This window comes from Corallococcus sp. CA047B (genome assembly GCF_003612065.1).
Lineage (GTDB): Bacteria > Myxococcota > Myxococcia > Myxococcales > Myxococcaceae > Corallococcus > Corallococcus praedator.
In genome coordinates this window covers 1-20,298 of the sequence record NZ_RAWD01000173.1, presented here as the reverse complement: position 1 = coordinate 20,298, position 20,298 = coordinate 1, and the positions used below count along the sequence as shown (strand labels likewise).

Here is a 20,298-nt window from a genome sequence, read left to right as displayed (position 1 = left end):
ATTCAGCTCGTGGGGCGTGGGGGAACGGGTGGGGCCACAAGGCCTCGGATGAAGACCTCGAAGGAGGCGTCCAGCGCCTCCGTCACCCGGGCATCCGGCTCCTGCGTCATCATCCTGGGCGCGAGCAGCATGAGAAGTTCCACGAAGCCCCGGGCCACCTGCTGGGACGAGGCCACGGCGAACACCCCCTGGGCCACCCCTTCATCGAGGACGTGCGCGAGGACCGCCGCGTCCATCTCCAGCATCTGGGGCATCAGGTGCGTGACCTGTGTGCCCAGCTCGAACAGGGTGCTCATCTCGATGCGCTGCCCGACGGGCGCCCGGGAGTGCTGCTCCATCTTGCAGCGGATGAAGGCGCGGACCTGGGCCTCGGGCGTCGCGGCGCGGCGGACGCTCGCCTTGAGCTCGGAGAGGCTCTGCTCATGCGACTTCCGGACGACGGCCTCGAACAGCGCTTCCTTGTTCTCGAAGTGCAGGTAGATGCTGCCCTTGCCGACCCCCGCGCGACGCGCGATGTCTTCGACCGAGGCCTTCTTGAAGCCGAACCGGGCGAAGATTTCGCCAGCGGCGTTGAGGATGGCGGTGCGAGGGTCCGGACTCATTGACTGGATTTATAATCCGGTCACCGGGTCAGCGCAAGTCCGGCGTCCCATCCAGGCCCCGTGCGGGCGGCAGCCAGGCAGGCGGGGAGGGGGAACCCCGCGCTCAGGCCGGCCCCGACGCCGCGTCCTCGGGGGCATCTCCCGTGCCCCGTTGCTGGAAGGCTTCGCGCAGTGCGTGGGCCAGGGCGCGTGCCGTCGTCGAGGCACGTCCCCGGTACACCATCCGCGAGCTGAACCGGGTGTGCAGCCAGATGTAGGCGCGTTCGGAGTGCAGGACCCGCCAGGACAGGGCCGCGTAGCCCAGGAGCGCCGCCGCGCCGAGCGCCAGGCCTCCCGGGCTGCCATCGCGGACGAACGCAGCCAGCGGGCCCTGCTTGAGCCCATCCACCAGGAGCAGCATTCCCGCGAGCACGGCCAGCGCGCGCGGCAAGCGGTTCGTGGGCGGACGGAACAGCACGGTGACGCCGCGGACATGTTCCAGGCTCCACGTCCGGCCGTGCATCACCACGCTTCGCGTCGTCACCCGCACGCCGCCGGAGTCGAAGAGCACCTTGTCCACCGTCGGCGTCTCGTCCGTTGAGGGCACGGTCGTTTCCCCGGAGGCCACGTCGGGATGCGGAGCGTCTGGCATGTCGTCACCGGGTTTCCCGCGAGTGTCTGCTCCGGCCCAGCGCGGCCCCTTCACGCCCAGGCTCCACCTGCCGCGGTCCTTGCTTCGAAGCGTCATGGGCTGAGCTCGATGCCGAGTCCCGGCGCGATGGACCACAGCCCCCGGTGCCCGTCCCAGGGCGGATACCACTCGCCCACCACCTGCACGCGGAGGCGTTCGAGGAACGCCGCTCCGAGGAGGCCCTGCACCACGGGGCGCGAGCACGCACTCACCCCCGCGGAGTGGCAGTCCTCACCGGCCGAAGGCTTCCGCGTGCTGAACTGCCAGCCCCCGCGCAGCGCGAGGCGCCCCTGGGCGAGCGACGCCTGCAGCGCGGCCGGTCGGAACTCGGGGCCTACGACCGCGGCCAGCGCGAAGGGCTCCCCTCCAGCCGACGAGAACACCCGCTGAAGTCCGCGCAGGCCCAGCGCGCCCGAGAGCCGCAGCCCCTGGGGCATCGCGGGTGCGCGGGTGCCCAGACTCACGCCCAGCTCGGTGAGGGCGGGCCCCATCACCAGGTGGACCGAGGTGCGCGGGGGCTCGTACGCCACGCTGTCCGCGACGAGCTTTCCGACGAACTCGACGGCCCTTGCGCCGTCACCCGGTTGCGCGTCGGCGAGCTTCTGCACGGCGTGCCCGAGGGCCTGTCGGATGTGCAGCAGCGCGATGTCGTCACGCCCCGGAGGGGCCCCGAGGTCGCGGAAGTGGAAGCCATAGGCACCCAGCAGCCGCAGGGTCTGCGCGAGCTCCGTCTCCTGCGCGCCCCGCCGCCAGTCCGGCCACTGCTTCGGTGAGAGTCCCGGCACCCGTGGCGGCGCCTCACCTGACGCTGCACGCTCGCAGTGGGGGTTGCGCCAGCCGCGCGGGCCCGAAGCGGCCCCCGCGTCGCGGCACACGACGTACAACTGATCGAGCGACACCTGCAGCAGCACGCGGAAGTCGGTCAGCGCCTCGCCGGCGCAGGCTGCTTCGGCCCCCGGCAGCCCGTCGTACACCGCGCGCATGCAATGCAAGGGCGTCCAGTCCGCCCCCTCTGCCTCGGGAGGCTCGAAGCGCCCGAGTCCCGCGGTGGCCGCTTCCTGGTCCATGGCCCGCGCGTCGTACATGCCCAGGTAGAAGTCGAAGCTGCGAAAGGCCGTCTCGAAGAAGCCGAAGAAGGCCGCCAGCGGGGCGCTCGCGGCCGGGAAGTGCCGGCGCGGCAGGGCGAGGCGCTCGGCGATCTCCGGCTCCTCTTCAAGGAGCAGCGCGAGCTCCTTGGAGCGCGCCGTGTCGATGAAGGCCGACACCACGCCGCCGAGCATCGTCAGCAGTTGTGGCTCCGTACGCTCCTCCCGTTGGCGGGGCGCGGCCGGGTACTCGGTGGCGTCCGGATCCAAGAAGGTGAAGAAGACATCGGTGGGGGAGCGTTGGCCGTCGGGCTCGGGGGCGTCGCGCCAGCGCGGGGCTCCGCCCTCCTTCGAGGGTTTGAGCCCGTCGCGCGCGAGACCCACGGCGAGTCGCAGCGGCGTGTTGTCGAAGATGCCGCCATCCACGTAGTCGGCCACGTGTGCTTCGGTGGACAGGCACACGCCAGGGCGGGCCGTCGCGCCCGCCGCGCAGGTGGCGAGCGCCTTGGGTGGGAAGGCCACCGGGAAGGACATCGACGCGAGGACGAGGTCGCGCACCTGGGCGAACGCCACCTCGCCTTGCGCGTCGGTGACGAGCATCGGCTCACGCCGCGTGCTGCCGGAGACGGTGTAGTTCGTCACGCGCGGCAGCCGGCCAGGGCCGCGCCCCTGGATGCGCAGGGCGAACTTCTCCTCCATGCGCGGCAGCGCCAGGCGCCCACCCGCCACGTACACGAGACGCGGCTCCACGCGCGTGGCCGACACGCCCAGCACCACGTCGCACGCGGGCGACAGCCCCCGGTTCCAGGAGGCCTCGATGCGCAGCGCCTGGGCCTCCAGCCATGTCCGGGAGAGGGCGCCCAGGGGCGTCACGTCCTCGGGAACGAAGAGCTGGCCATAGCCCACGGGGATCCACGTCTCCCAGAAGAGGGACCGGGTGGGTCCGGGCGCCTCCTCGCCACACGCCGCGAGGACCGTCAGCAGCACGTTGAGACTGCCGGCCGAGGCCCCCGTCAGCAGCCGCATTCGCTCCACACCGGCCGCGCGGGACGTGGTGGCGGCGTACGCGAGGAAGCCCGCCTCGTAGGCGCCCAGCGCCACCCCGCCGCTGACAGTGAGCGAGTACGCGCTCGCACGAAGACCGGGCTGGATCATGGGTGCCTCGGGGGCGTCAGCCCTTGCCACGCCCGCGATGAGCAGGAGCGCCGCGAAGGTGGCGCCGCGTCCCAGGCCGCTGTGCAGCGCCTGTCTTCCATTCATGCCGGGTCGTTTCACAAGCTGACTCCTGCCACGGCTCCGAGCGTCACTTCGGGCATGGAGGCCCTGCGCGTCACGTCGGTGTCCGAGGCCAGACTGTTCCCAGCCCGCGGCACGCTCGACCGGGCTTCCGGGGCACCCGGGACGGTCACGCTGGCGCCGCTTCCACACCCTGCCTCCGCCCTCAACTTGATGGGCCCCTTCATCACTTCGCTCCTCGATGTGGGGCCGGGCGCTTCACGGGATTTCCCTCGCTGGGTGACTGAAATGGTTTCCTGGTCAGTCCCAGGCATGGAAATGCCTGGTCGGTCCCACCACGGCTTCACGGAGCCCTGGTCGAGGAGGACGGTGCGAGGATCGAACCCAGTGACCAAAATGGTAAACAGGTCATGAGGTCAATGCAAGCTCGCCTCGTTTGGGGGGCTCCCGGTCCATGAGGACGCCCCGCCGGAGGCTGTTCGCCAGAACCTGTCCGACTGTCGGACAGGTTCACGCCATGCGCCCCCAGCGGGAGAGCCGTGTCGGGGGACGGGCTTCCGGGCGCTGAAGTCCGACGGCCTTTCGCGGTATGTCGGCGCCGATGAAGGAGTCCCGGTACGTGCGATGGGGCCTGGGCGTCCTCCTGGTCGCGCTCTTGCTCCAGGCCTCACGCCTCGCGCTGCACAAGGCATTCAGCATCGACGAGTTCCAGTACGCGCATGCCGCGTGGCTCATGGCTCACGGCCAGGTGCCGTACCGCGACTTCTTCGAGGTGCACTTTCCCCTCGTGTACCAGCTGCTGGCGCCGCTGTTCGTGCTGCTCGGGGATGATCCGCGTCAGGTGCTCGTCCTGCGCGCCGCGATGCTCGTGCCGCTCGCGGGGGCCTGCGTGTCGGTGTTCCTCCTCAACCGCCGCGAGGGACGCACCGCCGCGCTCCTGGCCCCGGTGCTGCTCCTGCTCACGCCCGCGTTCCTGCACTTCGCCACGGAGGTGCGTCCGGATGCGCTCACCGCCGCGCTCTTCCTGGGTGCCCTGGCCGCGCTGGCCGCGCAGCCTGCCTCCGCCTCCACGTCCTTCCTGGCGGGCGCGTTGCTCGTCGCCTCCGGATGGGGTTCCCAGAAAGCGCTCTTCTTCGGGGGGCTGGTGGGCGCGGTCCTCATCGCGGACCTCGTCCTGCGCCGGGGACGTACGCTCGCGCTCATCGCCGTGCCGCGCGCCTTCTTCCTCGGCGTCCTCACCGTGCTGGCCGCCGTGGCCGCGTACCTCACGGTGACCGGCTCCTGGCGCGCCTGGTGGCAGTGGTGCTTCGTCTGGGCGTCCGAACACCAGCGCCACTACCCGGGCTTCTCGTGGCGCGACCACCTGGTGCCGGCCCTGGGGAAACAGCCTGCGTTCTTCCTCCTCGCCGCCGTTGGATGTGCCCTCACCGTCCAGCGGCTGCTCCGGCGCGACCCGAACGTGCCGCTGCGCGAACGCCTGCGAACGTCCGACCTGCTGCTTGTCATCTCCGTGCCCGCGACGTTTGGTGCCTACGCACTCCAGCGCGCACCGTTCCCCTACAGCCTGCTGCCCTTCCTCGGCGTGCTCGCGCCTTTCGCTGCGCGCGGGGTCCTCGCGGTCCTCGCACGGCTGCGCACGCCGGTCGGACGCACCGTGGGCCTCATCGGAATCGGTGGGTTGTTCGTCGTGCAGGCCGCGCAGGTGGAAGCGCTGCTGGACGGCGGCGGCAATGCACGGCAGCGCGAGGTGCTCGCGCGCATCGCTACGCTCACGGGGCCGGAGGATGTCGTCTACGACAACTCGGGTGGCTTCGTGAGCCGGCCCCACGCGCACTTCTATTTCTACACGGACGCGTATTTGCGCGGCTCACTCGTGGACCTGCTGTCCCATGACATGCCCCGTGCGCTCGTGGAACGGGGCTGCGTGCTTCGCGTGGACGACCTGCGCACCGCTGGCTTGCCTCCCGCGCTGCGCCGCTTCCTCGATGCGCACTACCAGCCGTTCGACGGAGACGTGTTCCTCTGGGGCCAGCGCTACCGCGTGCCCAAGGACTCCGGAACGCTGGACGGCCAGTTCCTCGCGGTGCGCGCGGACCGGTACTTCCTCCATCCCGCGAGCGCGCTCGACACCGGTGCGCTGTTCATCGATGGCGCGCGCATCACCACTCCGGAGTTCGCCCTGTCCCAGGGCCAGCACACCATTCGTTACGAAGGGCGTGCGGAGGCCTTCCAGCTCCTGTGGCTGCCCCGTGATGGGAAGCGGTGGACGCCGCGTCCCGGCGCGCCGTCGACGTACTCGCGCCTGTTCTGATCCGGCTTCCGTCAGTTCGAGACACGCGGGTCGCCCAGTGGGCTTGCCTGCTCACGGCCCTGGGGGATGACGGCAGTGTCATCCCGGCCCTCTCCCGCGCGCGCTCCATTCTGAAGTCAACCGTGCGTGCCTTTCCCGGCCCCCGGTTGAACTTCCCTGCGCAGGGGCGAGCCCTACTGTGCCTGGGCAGGAAACACTGCAGTGGAGGTTGCCGTGGCGGAACATGACTCGGGACGGAAGCGGACGCGCGCTCCCATTGCCTCACAGGGCGTGATGAGCCTCCTGGATCGCTGGGTCTCCGACCTTGAAAAGGAGACGCCCTTCGCGCCCCCGGAGCCCGGCCCGCGCAACCCGGCCGCCCCTCCTCAGTCAGAGGAAGACCCCTTCTCCGAGCCGAAGCCCCGGACCCCGCCATCAAGGTCCGAGGCCGACCCCTTTTACGAGCCGAAGAAGCCCAGGACTCCGTCCTCGCGGACCGAGGCCGATCCGTTCTCCGAGCCGAAGAAGCCCAGGACTCCGTCCTCGCGGACCGAGGCCGATCCGTTCTCCGAGCCGATGAAGCCCCGGGCCCAGTCCTCGCGGTCTGGGGCCGACCCCTTCTCCGAGCCGAAGAAACCCCGGACCCCATCCTCGCGGACCGAAGCGGATCCCTTCTCCGAACCGACGCCCAGGACCCCGGCATCGCAGCAGCAAGAGGCTCACACCTCCGCCCTCCGCGCGGCCCGCGAGGAGATCCAACTCCAGGGCATGGTGGCCACGCTGCCTCCCTTGAACGCACGGGTCGTCCTGGGCCACGAGAACGGCCGGCTCATCCACCGGGGCACCGTCGCGATACGCGGTCCGTGCGCCCCCTCCCGCGAAGAGGTCATCGGGCTTGGACTGACGGAGGCCCAGGCCCGAGCGATGGAGTTCGTCCTCGCCTGGTTCGGACACCCGTTCGACGCGGTGACCTGGGACTCCCCCTCCGGAGTCGAACTCCGCTGGGGCGCCTGGCCGCTGTCGGGGCCCGCGCTCATCGCCGCGCTGGCCCACTGGAAGCAGCGTGAGCCCGACGCGTTCGAGGCGCGACTCGGACGGCTGGGCATCGACGTCACGCTGGAGGAGCCCGCCTCCCTGCACCTCCAGGGTTCGCGAGGTGCCCCTCCCTGCGAGGGACGCGAGGCGCTGGCCCTGCTCGGCGAGGACCCGAAGTTGATGGCGGCGCTGGCCCAGGCCGGACGGGAGCGCGGCGCGCAGCTGGCGCAGCTCGAAGCCCTCATCGCGCAGGTGCTGCGCCCCCTGCTGGCCTCCTGTGCGCCAGGCGCGGCCGAAGGGGCTTCCCCAGAAGGCCCCTTCTCGACGGCGCGCGCGCTGGCCCTGCTCTTCCACACCGAGCTGCGCTTCGGTCGCCGGGGCGTCACGAAGCTGCTGGCGCACGCGCGCGAAAAGCCGGGGCAGCCCGCTTCGGGCGAACGCGCGGGCGAGCTCCTCGCGGAGGACCTGCGCACCGCCGGGCGCGTGCGCGAGGCCGCGGAGCTGTGGCGCCTCCTGGCCTCTCCCGAACTCGCGGATCCTCCCTAGCACGCCATGGAGACGCCACTTCGACCTGGGAGCCATGTCCTGCTCGTCATCCCCGAGCACGGTGCCGCGGCCACTCCCGGCGCGCGAAACCCGGCCATGACCGGAGAGCTCATCATCGGAGGCCAGCGCTATCATCTGGTGCCCGCGACGGAGCCAGCACTCGCGTCCGACCCTCGACCCACCGCCGTGCCCGCCTCCGCCGTGCAGTTGCTCACCGCGCGCGAGCTGCAGGTCGTCTCGTGCATCAGCGAGGGCCAGGGCAACAAGCAGATCGCCGCGAAGCTGGGCATCAGCACGTGGACCGTGGCGGCCCACCTGCGGCGCATCTTCGCCAAGCTCGGCGTGGACACGCGGGCGGCCGTGGTGTCGCGCTGCTTCGGCGCGCCCTCCGTGCCGCCGCTTCCCTGAGAAGGAGTGTCGTCAACCCAGGCCCGGCGGAGGCGCTGCTCGCCTTATTCGTCCACGTAAGGCATGCAGCCGGGGGTCAACGTCGGCGGGCCTTGGGGGCCAGCTCCTGCGCCATCACCTCGCGCGCCACGCTCACGAAGGCGCGCAGGGACGGAGACACCTGCGCCCGGCTGGGGAAGTACAGGAAGAACCCCGGCACGGCCGATGCGTATGGCTCGAGCACCAGGCGCAGGCTCCCTCGACGCAACTCGTCCGCGATCTCCGGCTCGAACGTGTAGATGAGCCCCACTCCGGAGACCGCGAGGAGCCGCATGAGCTTGTCGTCGTTGGTCGTGACCGGTCCGTGGACCGGGACGCGAAACGAGCGCTTCCCGCGCTCCAGCTCCCACGCCCACCGTGCTCCGCTGGTCATCGAGCGGATGCCGATGCAGGCGTGGTCCAGGAGGTCCTTGGGCTCTCTGGGCGTTCCGCGTCGCTCCAGGTAGGTGGGAGCGCCCGCGACGACGAAGCGCCCCGGCGCCGTCAGGCGGACCTGCACCATGTCGCGTTCGATCGCTTCGCTGAGACGGATGCCCGCGTCGTACCCCTCCGCCACCAGGTTCACGAATCGGTTCTCGACGATGACATCGACCTCGACCCTCGGATGGCGTTCGACGAAGGGTGGTAACAGGTGAGCGAGGACCAGCGGCACCGCCACCGACGGTACCGTGAGCCTCACCCGGCCCGTCACCTCGCCGGGCTGCGCCGCCACCGTCTCGAGGGCCTCGAGCACCTGCTGGACGCCGGGCCCCGTGTGCTCCAGCAGCCGTTGACCCGCGTCGGTGAGGGCCACGCTGCGCGACGTCCGGATGAGCAGCGCGATGCCGAGGCGTGCCTCGAGCTGACGGACCGATTGGCTGAGCGCGGAATTCGAGATCCCCAGCTCCTTCGCGGCCGCCGTGAAGCTGCGGCGCCGGGCTACCGCCAGGAAGGCGTTCAGGGCATTGAGCGGAGTGAATGCCATCGTCGAGGCCTCATACCCGGATACCCGGGGCGCCGGCCAGTGGCCGTGACTCGTGCAGGGTCCTGCCTATTGCCCCCTCAGCGAGGCCATGTCGATGGAGAAGCGGTACTTCACGTCCGCCTTCAGCAGCCGCTCGTAGGCTTCGTTGATCTTCTGGATCGGAATGACCTCGACGTCCGCGGTGATGCCGTGCTGCCCGCAGAAGTCGAGCATCTCCTGGGTGGCTTGCATGCCGCCAATCATCGAGCCGGAGATGCTCTTGTTCCCGAAGTGGAGCGCGAGCGCCGGAACCGCGTGCGGCTTGTCCGGCACGCCGACCAGCGTGAGGTTGCCCTCGCGCCGGAGCAGGTTCAGGTAGGCGGTGAGATCGTGCACCGCGGAGACGGTGTCGAGGATCATGTCGAAGCTGCCAGTGTGCTTCTTCATCTGGGCCGCATCGCGAGAAACGACGACCTCGTGCGCTCCGAGGCGGAGCGCGTCCTCGGTCTTGGCGGGGCTCGTCGTGAAGACCACGACGTGCGCACCCATCGCGCGGGCGAACTTCACGCCCATGTGGCCGAGGCCTCCCAGGCCCACCACGCCGACCTTCTTGCCCTGGGTCACGCCCTGGCGGCGCAGCGGCGACCAGGTGGTGATGCCCGCGCAGAGGAGGGGGGCGACGCCAGCGGGGTCCAGGTTGGCGGGCACGCGCAGCGCGAACCGCTCGTTCACCACGATGCTCTCGGAGTAGCCACCGTAGGTCACCTTGCCGGTGTGCTTGTCGGGAGAGTTGTACGTGAACACGCCGTTCGGGCAGAACTGCTCGTGGTGGCCCTGGCACTCCGGGCAGGTGCCGTCCGAGTCGACGACGCACCCGACGCCAACGAGGTCACCGACCTTGTGCTTCGCCACCGCCGTCCCAAGCCGCGTGACACGGCCGACGATCTCGTGGCCAGGGACGCATGGGTAGGCGGTCGGGAGGTCGCTCCACTCGTTGCGGGCCTGATGGAGGTCTGAGTGGCAGACGCCGCAGAAGAGGATTTCGATCTCGACGTCATGCGGAGTCGGCTCGCGCCGAGGGATTGCGGTCGGGGTGAGGGGCGAGGTCGGGGTGGCGACGGAGTAGGCTTTGGCGTTGCGCATGACTCGAAGCTACGCGCGCGCAATCACCGCCGAAACGGGCAAGATGCGCATGGGCCGTGAAGGAAAACTTCGCGAAGCGACCTGCCTAGAAGCGGTATGCCCTCGCGCCCCGCGCCGGCGCGCCCATGAGCCGGCGCAATCCCAACACGAGCGCCAGGTTCGCCTGGGGCTGGCACACGAGCCGGACGCACGCCGCGGGAGCAATCAGCAGCGGCGTCATCCCGGGACCGTGGCCCGCGACCTTGCTGTCTGAATGCACCACCACGCCCACGGTGATGGTGCCAGGGCGCCGGCTGGGGCCATACCGGTAGTCCAGCGGACACACCGCCACCAGGTCCCCCAGCCGCAGCGAGCCCAGCCGGAATCTCCGCACCAGCCCCTCATCCGACAGCTGGATGTCCAGGTCCCCGAGCACGCCCTCCGAGCGCCCCATGCCCGAGCCCATCAGCTCCGCGGGCACCGTGTGCGTGACGGGGATGAGCAGCCGCCCCCGCACCGTCCGCACGCCCCAGCGCCGCAGCAGGCGGGGCGACAGGTTCTGCACGCGCACGCCCGGGAAGTCCGGCAGCTCCAGCCCCTGCCCATACCCCTCCAACTGCACCCGGTCGCCAATGCGCATCCGCCGCTTCACGTGGGGCGGGAAGTCCACGATGACGTGGTTGATGCCCCCGTGCTTGCCCACCACCGTGCCCTGGGCGCCCTCGGCGGGGCCGCTCGTCACGCGCGCCCGGTTGCCCACGCACGCGTAGAACATCAGCGCCCGGTTGGGCCCGTCGCGAGGCCCCACCACCTCGCGCCCGTTGTTGTGCAGCGACACCCCCGCCTCCATGTGGTCCGCCGCGAGCCCCACCGCCGGGTCCCCCACGCGCCGGTTGAGGACGATGCCCCCGCTGCCGGGCAGCAGGCGCAGCACCCCGTCCCGGCCGACGCGGTAGGGCGAGGCGTACACGATGGGATGGGACACCTGTCCCGCCACCGCCGCGGCCACCAGCCGCGACTCATTGGTTCGCGGCGAGGTGGCGGCCCGCGTGGCCGGCTCCATCACGAAGGGCAGGGGGACGTCCATGGCGGGCTCCAGGGCGTCAGCGCATCTGCATCGGCGCGGGGCTGGTGATGCCCAACGTCGTGCGCAGGGTGGGCGACACACCGCGGAAGGAGCGGCCATCCGGCGTCATCCGGTACGCGGCGATCCACTCCTCGGCCACCGGGCCCAGCGGCATGACCTCCGTCTGGAAGTCTCGGAAGTCGCGCGTCTTGAACGGATTGTCCGCCACGAAGTTGAGCAGCAGCCGTCCGGCGTCCGCCATCTTCGAGCGCTGGGAGATTTCCGCCGCGCCGCCCAGGTAGCGCTGCGACACGACCTCGATGACGTCCCACTTGGTGTTCGCGTCGAAGGCCTTCTTGATGTCGGGCGTCTCCAGCGCGTCCAGGATGGTCTTGAGGTATTCGCCCACCTCCACCGTGAGGGCCAGGATGTTGCCGTAGGTGGCGCGGTCGATCTGCCAGCGCATGTCCGTGCCCAGCCGCTGGATGGTGGCCTGGCTTGCGAAGGGCCGCTCATTCAGTTGCTGCGAGCCGCGGATGACCTCGCCAATCAGCAGGTCGCGGAAGTACTGGGCGATGGCTGAAATGAAGGCGACGAACTCGCGGTGGAAGTTGCGGAACATCACCGCGCCCGGCGGCGCCGCCAGCGTCCCGTAGTTGAACGCGCGCCGGTATGCGAGCTGCCGGTCGCGCGGCTTGTAGCGAAGCGGCTGGTGCTTCTCCAGCAGGTACAGCGCCCGCGCGCCGGGGCCGCGCTGGATGCGCATGCGCCCGTCGTGGAAGAGCCGCAAGAGCGCGCCCGCGACCTGGAACACCTTCATCCGGTCGTGCTGGTAGATGTAATAGAGCTCCGCGGTCGCGTGGAGCTGCGTCTCGATGACCGACTCGTCGAAGTCCTGGACGAGCACCGGCCGGCTGAGCGAGTCGAAGGACGAGGAGCCTTCCTTGCCCAGGCCCATCAGGTCCGAGAAGAGGGACGCGGTCGAGCCATCGGAGGCGCTGGCGAGCAGCTCTCCCTCACGCGCCGCGAGCTGCTTCTGCAGCTCCGCGCGCTCCGCATCCGAGGAGACGTTGGAGAGAACCTCGCGCTTCCACTGCGCGAAGAGACGTTGCAGGGCTTCTGCCGTACCGATGCTCATGGCATGCCACCTGGTTCAAGCATGGAGAGAGGATGGATGTGTTCCGGCTTCGCGGGCACGTTCAGGGCGTTCCGCATTCAGGGCTTCCGGGCGTGACGGACGTGACGGCGGGTGTGGCCCGTCTTGGTGTAGCCGTTGACCGCCGCGGGCTTGCCGTCCGAGCCGCGCGGCTCCTTGCCGGCCAGCAGTCGCTCCACGGCCTTGAGCTGGTCGGAGAACGCCTGCTCCAACTGCCGCGCCAGCTCCGGCCCCTGGGCCTCCAGCCGCTTGTCCAGCTCCGTGAGGATCTGCGCCCGGTTCTGTTGGATGAGCGTGGTGACATCCTCCATGCTCGCCCCTTCGGAAGACATCGCGCTCGCCTCGTCCGTCGCTTCCCGGGCCCTGGGAGGAGGCGGGGTGGGGTTCGGCTGGGGGCCGTCCACGCCGTACACCGGGAAGTGGCGCTCCAGCCGATCCAGCGAGACGCGCATCGGCGGAGGCACCTGGTACTGCTCGCCCACGTTGCAGTGCGAGCCGGCGGGGACGCTGAACTTGTGGTTCCGGTCCTCCTCGATGTCCTCCACCCGGTCCTCGGCGCCCTGGGTCAGCGTGTTCGCCAAGGCCAGCGTGTCCTCTTCCAGGCCGCACTGCTCCTTGAGGAACGCCGCGTCCAGGACGAAGACATCCACGTTGTCGTCCAGCTGCTCCAGCATCTCCGAGTGGAAGACGACGCGGTTGCCGCCGCCCGGGATGGTGGCCTCGTCGTAGTCCAGCAGGTACAGGTCGATGATCCGGTCGATGTGGTACAGCTTGCGATCCAACCGGGCCAGCTCCTTCCAGAACTCGTCCGCGGTCGTCGGGTCCATCAGCAGCTCGTCCACCTGCTCCTGGACGACCGCCCGCTCGCGGAACTTGTCGTGCAGCTCCTGCTCCTTGTCGGCCCGCTCCTGGAAGGCCAGGGGGGCGGGGAGGACCATGTTGAGCAGCCGCGCCCCGGCGTTGGGCTGGTCGAAGGCGTTGATGAAGAGCGTGAGCGCTTCGGTGAAGGCCGCCAGCGGCGCGGACGCGCCCTGTCCCCGGGTGGGATCCAGGTAGGAGGCGTTGCTGAAGCCGGACGCGTCCAACAGGCTCCCCGCCACGTCACGCAGCCGCCGCAACTGGAGCAGCTCCATGGGCACCGCGGACGCGATGCCCCGCATGTCCTCCGTCTGCGCCCGGGGCGCGTGGTTCAAGAGGACATCCAACAGCCGCGACATCGCGTCTGGCCGGACGATGGAGCGCAGGTCGGACTGGCCCTGCGTGCGCAGCCGCTCCAGCAGCTTGCCGTAGGAGGCCTGGCCATCCCCCCAGTCGTCGCCGCCCTCCTGGATGCTGGTGGCGGTGAGCTGCTCCAGCGCGTTGATGAGCGCTTCGCGGCGCTGGCGCAGGTCCTGGAGCGCCACCTGGAACACGGTGCCGCCCTTGTCGAAGCCCGCCCGGAAGAGGGACTCCCCCGCGAGGATGCGCAAGAGCATGGAGCCCTCGTCCAGCGTGGACGCCAGCCGGCCGAACTCCGGGCTCACCGTGGGGTTGATCATCCCCACCATGCGCGCCACGCGGGCGCAGTCGCCCAGCTTGCGCACGGTGTAGAAGGTCCGGTCGCGCGCCACCGGATCCACCGCCCGGTACGACGCGGCCTCGCCTTCATCCATCTCCGCGAGGATGGAGTCGCGCCAGCCGTCCACCGGCTCCCTGAAGTCGCGGTTGGACGCCAGCTCCACCGCGAACCTCAGGTCGTCCTGCAGCGCCTGGCGCTGCTGCCGGAATCTGCGCATGCCGGGCGAGTCCCCGGTGCTGACCATCACCCCGGCGGAGGGTTCGGGCGTGGCCTGGACGCGGATGGGCTGACCCCGGCTTTCGTCATCCAGCCGCGCGGCCGTCGTCGGGTAGAGCTTGCGAAGCGCGTTCACCACCGACTTGGGGTCGCGCGCGTCCGTGACGCCGAGCTGCCGGCGCAGGAACTCGTCGAACTTCGTCTTCGCGGTGGACGTCATCTCCATGGACGCCGCGGTGCTCCGCCCCTTCGTGTTCTCGTACATCGTCCCTCCCTTGAGGTCCTGTCATGCGGCCAGGGTGACGCTCACGCCTGGCATCCGCGCATCCCGCGTGCCAAGCCTCACCAGATGATTGAGCACCGTCCTTGAGATCTGCTCGGGCGGGGCCAGCCTTCGTTCGAGCGCCTCACGGCTGGCGCTCACCACGTAGCGGGGCGGCAGTCCCGAGGGCAGTTGTCCCCGCGCCAGGGACTCGGCGGCCCGCAGGATGCGCTCCTGATCCGACGGCCAGAACGGCACCACGTCCGCCAGCGCGCGCTGCGCGAGCCCCCGCCGCGGCTGGTACGCGATTTCATCCACCACGTGGGGGATGACGCGGGCCGCGGTGCGCAGGAGCACGTCCGGAATGCGCGCGCCCGGAAGCCGCGCGCGGTACAGCCGGTACCAGTTGTCGCGCACGTCCCGCGCCTGGCGGGGGAAGTCCATCCGCCGGAGCATCTCCGCCTGGATGAGCACCCGCAGGTACGGCGTGGGGTGCGCGCTGAGCGGATGGAACGTCAGCACGCGCGACGGCGGGTACGCGAGGAAGTCCTTCATGGAATGGACCGACGCGGGCCCGCCCAGGAGGCACGCGATCAGGTCCGCGAAGATCTCCTTGTGCCAGCGGCCCCACAGGCGCGTGAGCCACGGGTTGCCCGTCACGCCCAGCACCCGGCGCTGGAGGGCCGCCTGCGTCTCCTGCCAGATGCCCAGGTCCGCCTGCAGGTTGTGACCGATTTCGTGGAGGATGACGCCCATGCCCCAGGGCGCCTCCACGCGCTCGTACGGCACGCGGATGAGCGGGAAGGGGTTGCGCTCCCCCAAAAGCCTCCTGAGCAGCACGCCCCGCCGGAAGGTGGCCGGGGAGAAGCTGTGCTCCAGGTAGGTGATGGGCTTGAGCATCGGGCTGGACAACAGTCCTGGCGAGGCGCGCCGGACGGCCTGGAAGCAGTCCACCGCGATGACGTCGCAGGCCGCCAACGCCGGCGCGAACCGCGTGCCCCGCTGGCTGAAGACGTCGAAGAAGAGGCCGTAGGCGCGGCGGGCGCGGTCGATCTCCCGCTCCACCAGGGCGTTGCGCTCCAGCACCTCGTGCGCTTGGAGCGGGGCGCCATGGAGCCGGCCATTCAGGCGCGCGACCGCCTTGCGCACGCCCCGGTCGATCTCCCCCAACCGCGCGTTGGCCGCGGCGAAGTGCGCGGCGGAGGGAGCGTAGGGGACGTCCCGTGGCCGGATCCCCACGTCCTGCGGCGTGAGGCGTGAAAGCCTCCCGGCGCGGAACGTGATGCTCTGGACCTTGGCCCGCAGGAACTGCTGAAGCGCGTCCGCCATGTGCCTGTCTCCCCCCGCCCCCTGCCGTGGCACCACTCACCGCACGACGACGCGCACCGGCCCCCTGAGCACGACGGTGCGCAGGCGGCGCATGCCGGGCCTGCCGGCCATCATGGTGTCCATCCGGTTGCGTTGGGTGGGCCGGCGGATCCCCGCGCTCGCCCGGAGCTGCCGCGCGGCGGGATTGGCTCGCGCCAGCCGGCGCACCGCCTGGGGACTGGCGACCACCCGCGTGCCGATGCGGCGGATCATCCGCGGCACCGCCTGGGGGCTCGCGCCCTGCTGGCGCACCAGGCGCGTCACCTGGCGCACGATGCGCGTCACCGCCGGCAGCGCGCGCGGCCCGTAGCGCTGGGCGACGCGCTGGGCGATGTTCGACGTCATCTGGCCCACGGCCCGGCCCAGGGCCCGCGCCTGCTGGGGCTGCTGACGGCGGCGCGCGGGAGGAATCGTCGAGCGCACCACGTGGCGCGCCGCCAGCCCCCCCAGCACCCGCGTGAAGGCCTCCATGTCCTCGTCGCTGGCGTAGTCCGCCGCGGCATCCGCGAAGGCGTCCATGGCGTCCGCGCGCAGCAGCCCGCCCACGGAGCGGCCAATCTCCTGGCCCACGATGCCGCCCACGCGCGGCGCCGCCTGCCGCAACAGCCGCATGGCGATGGGCATGGTGCGCCGCCCGATGCGCCGGACCGTGGGCCCGGCGACCTGCATCAGCCGGCGGGCGCCGGCCCTCAGGCGCCGCAGGAACTCCTCCTCGTCCTGGGCGTCCATGGCCTCGGCGAAGGCGTCCGCGAGCGCGTCGGCCCCTTCGGACTCGAAGCCCTCGCCCTCGAAGCCCTCGCCCTCCATGCCCTCCATCTCGAAGCCCTCGGCCTCCATGCCCTCGCCCTCGAAGCCCTCGGCCTCCATGCCCTCGCCCTCGAAGCCCTCCTCCTCCATGCCCTCGCCCTCGAAGCCTTCGGCCTCCATGCCTTCGGACTCGAAGCCTTCGCCCTCCATGCCCTCGGCTTCGAAGCCTTCGCCTTCGAAGCCCTCTTCGCCCTCGGCCATCAGGTCGGACATCTCATCCTGGCCGGAAAACTCCTCCTCGAAAGGCTGCGGCTGTTGCATGGCTACTCCTCCTTGCGTGACCTGGCTTGTGTTGGCTGGTCCTGAAAGTGTGTTGAAGGGATGGAACGGCGGCGACTAGGCGCGCGCCTGACGGACGCTCGCGGCGCTGACGGCGGAGACGGGAATGCGGCGCATCACCTGCTGCCGTGCCTGGACCCGGCGCGCCGCCACGCGCGGCGGGACGACCCCGAGCCGGGGCGCCTGGAGCGCGCGCGTGACGACCCGCTGGCTCGCGCCGCGCACCACCCGAGGCATCGCCGCGATGGCGCCGCCCGGCCCCCGCTGACGCAGGTTCCTCGCACACACCTGGGCGATGGCGCGGAGGATCCGCAGCCGGCGTCCGGGGCCGCCCGGCACCTGCCGCGCCACGCGCATCAGGTACTGCTCCAGGCCGCGCGTGCGGGAGCGCACGGCGCCCTGGGCGGCGGCTCCGAGCGCGGCGACCGTGGGCACCGCCTGCCGGCTCACCATGCGCGCCGCGAGGCCCGCGCCCAGCGGGAGGGCCACGGCGGCGGGCACCTGCCGCGCGTCCGCCATGTCCGCGAGCGCGTCCAGCGAAGCGTCATCGTCCGCGCCGTCCCCGCGCAGGATGGAGGATGCGATCCGCCCGCCCACGCCCGGAATGAGGCCACCCACGGCCCCCGCGAGCGCGCCTCTGAGCCCCTGGCCGCGCATCAGCCCCCGGGCGGCGCCAATCCCCGCGGCGACGACGCGACCCCACGGGCCCGCGACGCCCGCCACGCGTTGAATCAACGGCAGCGCGCGGCTGAGCAGGGGCGCGGCGCGGCGCAGCGCGGCCCCACCAATGCGGCCCACCTGCCGCACGCCCCGCGCGACACCGCGCGCGGCGGCCCGGGCGCGCCGGGCGATGCGGCGGAGGAAGGCCTCGGAGTCGTCGGCGTCCATGGACTCCAGGACGAACGGGTTGAGGGTCCGGGCGAGCACGACGGCGGCGGGGCCGGAGACCAGTCGTTGCGCGGTGGACGGCGTGAACAGGCCGGTGGCCGGGTCCTGTTCGAAGCCCTCGAAGCCGTCCTCGTCCAGGAAGGCGTCCTCCTCCTCGGCGGCGGCGAACAGTTCCTCGAAGCCGTCGTCCTCGAAGCCCTCCATCTCGTAGCTGTCACCCTCGAAGCCGTCCGCCTCGAAGCCCTCGAACTCGCTGAAGGCATCCGCGAGTTCCTCGAGCTCCTGGAGGGCATCCGCTCCCTCCCAGGCGTCCATGGCATCAAGGGACTCCTCGGACATGAAGCCGGTGCTGGTCATCGGTTTCTCCCCCTCGCATGGCGCGACATCAGCCCTTCAAGAGCGCCAAGTTAGAAAGCGGGGAAGGCGTGTGGCAGTCACTCGTTTGAGCTACCGCGCGGGACCTGCCCTGGCGGCGACTCCGTGACAGACTGCGCCCGCCATGACCCTTGAAGAGACGATGCGGGAGCTGGAGCGGCTGGGTTCGCCGCAGACGCGCAAGACGTACCTCCGACACGGGGCTCCCGAGCCCTTGTCCGGCGTGAACTTCGGTCCGCTGGGAGTGCTGAAGAAGCGCATCGGCACGGATGCGGCGCTTGCCCGGGCGCTGTGGGCGTCGGGGCATACCGAAGCGCGGCTGCTGGCGACGATGGTCACGGACGCTCCCGCGCTGTCCTGGACGGAGCTGGGCGCGTGGGCGAAGTCGCTGGACTGGCACACGCTGACGGACGTCTTCGTGACGAACGTGGTGCTGCGCTCACCGCATGCGGTGAAGGCGCTGGCGTGGACACGTTCCTCCTCGGAGTGGGTGGGGCGCGCGGGCTGGCAGTTGCTTGCCTCCCTGCTCGTGAAGACGACGGTGCTCGCGCAAGAGGACCTGACGCCCTGGTTGAAGCGCATCGAGCAGGAGCTGCCGACGGCGAAGAACCGGGTCCGCGAAGCGATGAACAGCGCGCTCATCGCCCTGGGCGCGCAGGGCGGCGCGCTCCAGACGGCGGCGCTCGCGACGGCGAAGCGGCTGGGCAAGGTGGAGGTGGACCAGGGCGACACGGCCTGTGAGACGCCGGACGCCGCGCAGTACATCCAGAAGATCCAGGCGCGGAAGTCTCCGGGCACCGTCACCCGGCAGTCGAAGCCGAAGGCGGCTGCCAAGAAGTCCGCGAAACCGAAGCGCACGGTCCCCGCGCGCACGCGGCCCCGCGCGTAGTTTCGAGGAGCCGGTGAGGGCCGTGCCGCGCACCCTCCGTGCCCGGTGCCTCCGAAGAAGCACCGGGACACGCAATCAATTCACCTGCTCAGGGCACGCACGCGGCCTGACCACCGGCCTGCTTGTACGCCTTCACGCGCTTGACGAAGTTGCCGCCGTCCGTCTCCGGCGTGGTCTGCTCGTAGTTGCCGGCGCCGAAGAGGAAGCCCACGCCACCCGCCTTGGCCACCTCCGCGGGGTGCGTGAGGAAGTAGTCCACGCGGTTGTCGCGCCACTGCTTGTCGGTGTTGGGCAGGCCCATGTTGCCCAGCGGGAGCTGCCACCACAGGTGCGGCTTGTTCAGGCGCAGGGTGACGGCGTTCGCCCAGGTGAACGCCTGGTGGAAGTGCGGCAGCGTGTGGTTCTCCGGATCCCACCACCCGGACTTGCCCTGCGTCTTCTCGTACCAACCCGAGTCGCGGTCGGACGCCTCCACCGTGACGAAGTCGGTGTCCGCCGCGCCCACCTGCAACAGGAAGTCGGCGACCTTGTTCGCCTCCGCCGCCACGTTGAACGACGCATCCGTGTTCGCGGACACGTCCGTCTTCGTCGCCCATGCGCTCGCGTGCAGACCCACCTTCGCGTTGGGCGCGTACTTGCGCGCCATGGCGATCATGCACTTGCCCAGGCCCGCGGCGTTGTTCTCCTGCCCGCCACAGTCCGTCGGGTTCGCGGCCTTCAGCGCCACCGGCGTGGACTGCGGCTTGCCGTCCGCCGGGAAGAACTGGAGGTAGGCCCACATGTCCGGCTCAATCTGGAGCATCGCCTTCTCCTGGCCCACCTGCTTCAGCAGGAAGCGCCAGTCCGCGAGGTAGCGCTCCAGGAACTTCGCGTCGTTCAGCGCCGCCAGTTGCTGCTTGCCCTCGGTGTAGCCGCTCGCCTGGAACTCCTCGTAGTAGGTGATGAACGGAATCTGGCCCTGGTCCTTGGCGGACTTGATGAAGTCGCGCACGTAGGCACCGGGCGGCTCCTGGTCGTACTGCCAGCAGCCCCACCACCCACAGCCTTCACCACTGTTGGAGCACGACGCCCCGTTCGACGTGCACCCGGACGCGCACGAGTTGCACGCGTCCTTCGAGTCGAACAGGCCCGCCGCGATGTACAGGTAGCGCACGTCGAAGGGCGCGCTCTTCGCCGTGTCGTCCTCCATCTGCGCGCCCACGAGCAGCTTGTCCTTGCCCAGCGAGGTCAGGAACTTCGCGCCCAGGCACTCGGAGCCCTCACCGGGAATCACCCCGGGGCCGTCCGTGCCCGGTCCGGGTTCTTCTCCCGGCTCGCTCGAATCCGAGCAGCCCGCCAACGCGAGCAGACTCACGGCAAGCAACGACCAACACTTCCGACGCATCATGGGGACGGTCCGCATGTCCGGAACTTTACCCTGCGCCCCCGCCGCGCCGCCCCTCCCACCCGGTCCGCCGG

General features: G+C 70.7%; 16 protein-coding genes. 4 read left to right on the top strand and 12 right to left on the bottom strand.

Annotated features, from left to right (window positions below):
• Positions 1-2: 2 nt before the first annotated feature.
• The 3 genes from D7X74_RS24865 to D7X74_RS24855 all read right to left on the bottom strand — a co-directional run bounded on the left by D7X74_RS24865 (position 3) and on the right by D7X74_RS24855 (position 3,617).
• Positions 3-602 carry a TetR/AcrR family transcriptional regulator gene (locus tag D7X74_RS24865; protein WP_120535487.1) on the bottom strand — a complete coding sequence of 200 codons (600 nt, stop codon included), beginning with the start codon at positions 600-602 and terminating at the stop codon, positions 3-5.
• A gap of 103 nt (positions 603-705) precedes the next feature.
• Positions 706-1,188: a DUF6232 family protein gene (locus D7X74_RS24860; protein ID WP_120583967.1), complete on the bottom strand. Its 483-nt coding sequence runs from the start codon at positions 1,186-1,188 to the stop codon at positions 706-708.
• 137 nt (positions 1,189-1,325) lie between these two features.
• Positions 1,326-3,617 carry a patatin-like phospholipase family protein gene (locus D7X74_RS24855; protein ID WP_120535485.1) on the bottom strand — a complete coding sequence of 764 codons (2,292 nt, stop codon included), beginning with the start codon at positions 3,615-3,617 and terminating at the stop codon, positions 1,326-1,328.
• A gap of 595 nt (positions 3,618-4,212) precedes the next feature.
• On the opposite strand from D7X74_RS24855, the gene D7X74_RS24850 reads away from it, so the two are divergent.
• From D7X74_RS24850 to D7X74_RS24840, 3 genes are all read left to right on the top strand, one after another.
• Positions 4,213-5,904 carry a hypothetical protein gene (locus D7X74_RS24850; RefSeq protein WP_233602239.1) on the top strand — a complete coding sequence of 564 codons (1,692 nt, stop codon included), beginning with the start codon at positions 4,213-4,215 and terminating at the stop codon, positions 5,902-5,904.
• A 747-nt stretch (positions 5,905-6,651) separates the two neighbouring features.
• The gene (locus tag D7X74_RS24845; RefSeq protein WP_120535488.1) at positions 6,652-7,464 is read left to right on the top strand and encodes a hypothetical protein; all 813 of its coding nucleotides are present in this window, start codon (positions 6,652-6,654) and stop codon (positions 7,462-7,464) included.
• A gap of 6 nt (positions 7,465-7,470) precedes the next feature.
• Positions 7,471-7,872 (top strand): LuxR C-terminal-related transcriptional regulator, encoded by a 402-nt coding sequence (locus D7X74_RS24840; protein WP_120535483.1) that lies wholly within the window; start codon positions 7,471-7,473, stop codon positions 7,870-7,872.
• Positions 7,873-7,948: 76 nt separating this feature from the next.
• Here the strand turns inward: D7X74_RS24840 and D7X74_RS24835 are convergent, their stop codons facing one another.
• The 8 genes from D7X74_RS24835 to D7X74_RS24800 all read right to left on the bottom strand — a co-directional run bounded on the left by D7X74_RS24835 (position 7,949) and on the right by D7X74_RS24800 (position 17,933).
• Positions 7,949-8,875, bottom strand: coding sequence for a LysR family transcriptional regulator (locus D7X74_RS24835; RefSeq protein ID WP_120535482.1), 927 nt, complete (start codon positions 8,873-8,875; stop codon positions 7,949-7,951).
• A gap of 66 nt (positions 8,876-8,941) precedes the next feature.
• Positions 8,942-9,997, bottom strand: coding sequence for an NAD(P)-dependent alcohol dehydrogenase (locus D7X74_RS24830; protein WP_120535481.1), 1,056 nt, complete (start codon positions 9,995-9,997; stop codon positions 8,942-8,944).
• An 85-nt stretch (positions 9,998-10,082) separates the two neighbouring features.
• On the bottom strand, positions 10,083-11,063 hold the full coding sequence (locus D7X74_RS24825; RefSeq protein WP_120535480.1) for a DUF4438 domain-containing protein: 981 nt from the start codon (positions 11,061-11,063) through the stop codon (positions 10,083-10,085).
• Between the two features lie 16 nt (positions 11,064-11,079).
• Complete coding sequence (locus D7X74_RS24820) at positions 11,080-12,180, bottom strand: hypothetical protein (protein ID WP_120535479.1); 1,101 nt, start codon at positions 12,178-12,180, stop codon at positions 11,080-11,082.
• A gap of 77 nt (positions 12,181-12,257) precedes the next feature.
• Positions 12,258-14,237 carry a hypothetical protein gene (locus tag D7X74_RS24815; RefSeq protein WP_120535478.1) on the bottom strand — a complete coding sequence of 660 codons (1,980 nt, stop codon included), beginning with the start codon at positions 14,235-14,237 and terminating at the stop codon, positions 12,258-12,260.
• Positions 14,238-14,258: 21 nt separating this feature from the next.
• Entirely contained in the window at positions 14,259-15,563 is a 1,305-nt protein-coding gene (locus D7X74_RS24810) for a hypothetical protein (protein ID WP_120535477.1), read from the bottom strand.
• Between the two features lie 36 nt (positions 15,564-15,599).
• Positions 15,600-16,670 carry a hypothetical protein gene (locus tag D7X74_RS24805; protein WP_120535476.1) on the bottom strand — a complete coding sequence of 357 codons (1,071 nt, stop codon included), beginning with the start codon at positions 16,668-16,670 and terminating at the stop codon, positions 15,600-15,602.
• A gap of 75 nt (positions 16,671-16,745) precedes the next feature.
• The gene (locus D7X74_RS24800; RefSeq protein ID WP_120535475.1) at positions 16,746-17,933 is read right to left on the bottom strand and encodes a hypothetical protein; all 1,188 of its coding nucleotides are present in this window, start codon (positions 17,931-17,933) and stop codon (positions 16,746-16,748) included.
• Positions 17,934-18,075: 142 nt separating this feature from the next.
• On the opposite strand from D7X74_RS24800, the gene D7X74_RS24795 reads away from it, so the two are divergent.
• Entirely contained in the window at positions 18,076-18,840 is a 765-nt protein-coding gene (locus D7X74_RS24795) for a DNA alkylation repair protein (RefSeq protein ID WP_120535474.1), read from the top strand.
• 88 nt (positions 18,841-18,928) lie between these two features.
• On the opposite strand, the gene D7X74_RS24790 is transcribed toward D7X74_RS24795, so the two are convergent.
• Positions 18,929-20,194 carry a hypothetical protein gene (locus D7X74_RS24790; protein WP_233602240.1) on the bottom strand — a complete coding sequence of 422 codons (1,266 nt, stop codon included), beginning with the start codon at positions 20,192-20,194 and terminating at the stop codon, positions 18,929-18,931.
• Positions 20,195-20,298 lie beyond the last annotated feature (104 nt).

Coding starts and splice junctions, on each gene's coding strand:
- D7X74_RS24820 (WP_120535479.1), bottom strand. CDS start 12,180: ATGAGCATCGGTACGGCAGAAGCCCTGCAACGTCTCTTCGCGCAGTGG.
- D7X74_RS24840 (WP_120535483.1), top strand. CDS start 7,471: ATGGAGACGCCACTTCGACCTGGGAGCCATGTCCTGCTCGTCATCCCC.
- D7X74_RS24845 (WP_120535488.1), top strand. CDS start 6,652: ATGGTGGCCACGCTGCCTCCCTTGAACGCACGGGTCGTCCTGGGCCAC.
- D7X74_RS24810 (WP_120535477.1), bottom strand. CDS start 15,563: ATGGCGGACGCGCTTCAGCAGTTCCTGCGGGCCAAGGTCCAGAGCATC.
- D7X74_RS24865 (WP_120535487.1), bottom strand. CDS start 602: ATGAGTCCGGACCCTCGCACCGCCATCCTCAACGCCGCTGGCGAAATC.
- D7X74_RS24855 (WP_120535485.1), bottom strand. CDS start 3,617: ATGAATGGAAGACAGGCGCTGCACAGCGGCCTGGGACGCGGCGCCACC.
- D7X74_RS24795 (WP_120535474.1), top strand. CDS start 18,076: ATGACCCTTGAAGAGACGATGCGGGAGCTGGAGCGGCTGGGTTCGCCG.
- D7X74_RS24805 (WP_120535476.1), bottom strand. CDS start 16,670: ATGCAACAGCCGCAGCCTTTCGAGGAGGAGTTTTCCGGCCAGGATGAG.
- D7X74_RS24825 (WP_120535480.1), bottom strand. CDS start 11,063: ATGGACGTCCCCCTGCCCTTCGTGATGGAGCCGGCCACGCGGGCCGCC.
- D7X74_RS24800 (WP_120535475.1), bottom strand. CDS start 17,933: ATGACCAGCACCGGCTTCATGTCCGAGGAGTCCCTTGATGCCATGGAC.
- D7X74_RS24815 (WP_120535478.1), bottom strand. CDS start 14,237: ATGTACGAGAACACGAAGGGGCGGAGCACCGCGGCGTCCATGGAGATG.
- D7X74_RS24830 (WP_120535481.1), bottom strand. CDS start 9,997: ATGCGCAACGCCAAAGCCTACTCCGTCGCCACCCCGACCTCGCCCCTC.
- D7X74_RS24835 (WP_120535482.1), bottom strand. CDS start 8,875: ATGGCATTCACTCCGCTCAATGCCCTGAACGCCTTCCTGGCGGTAGCC.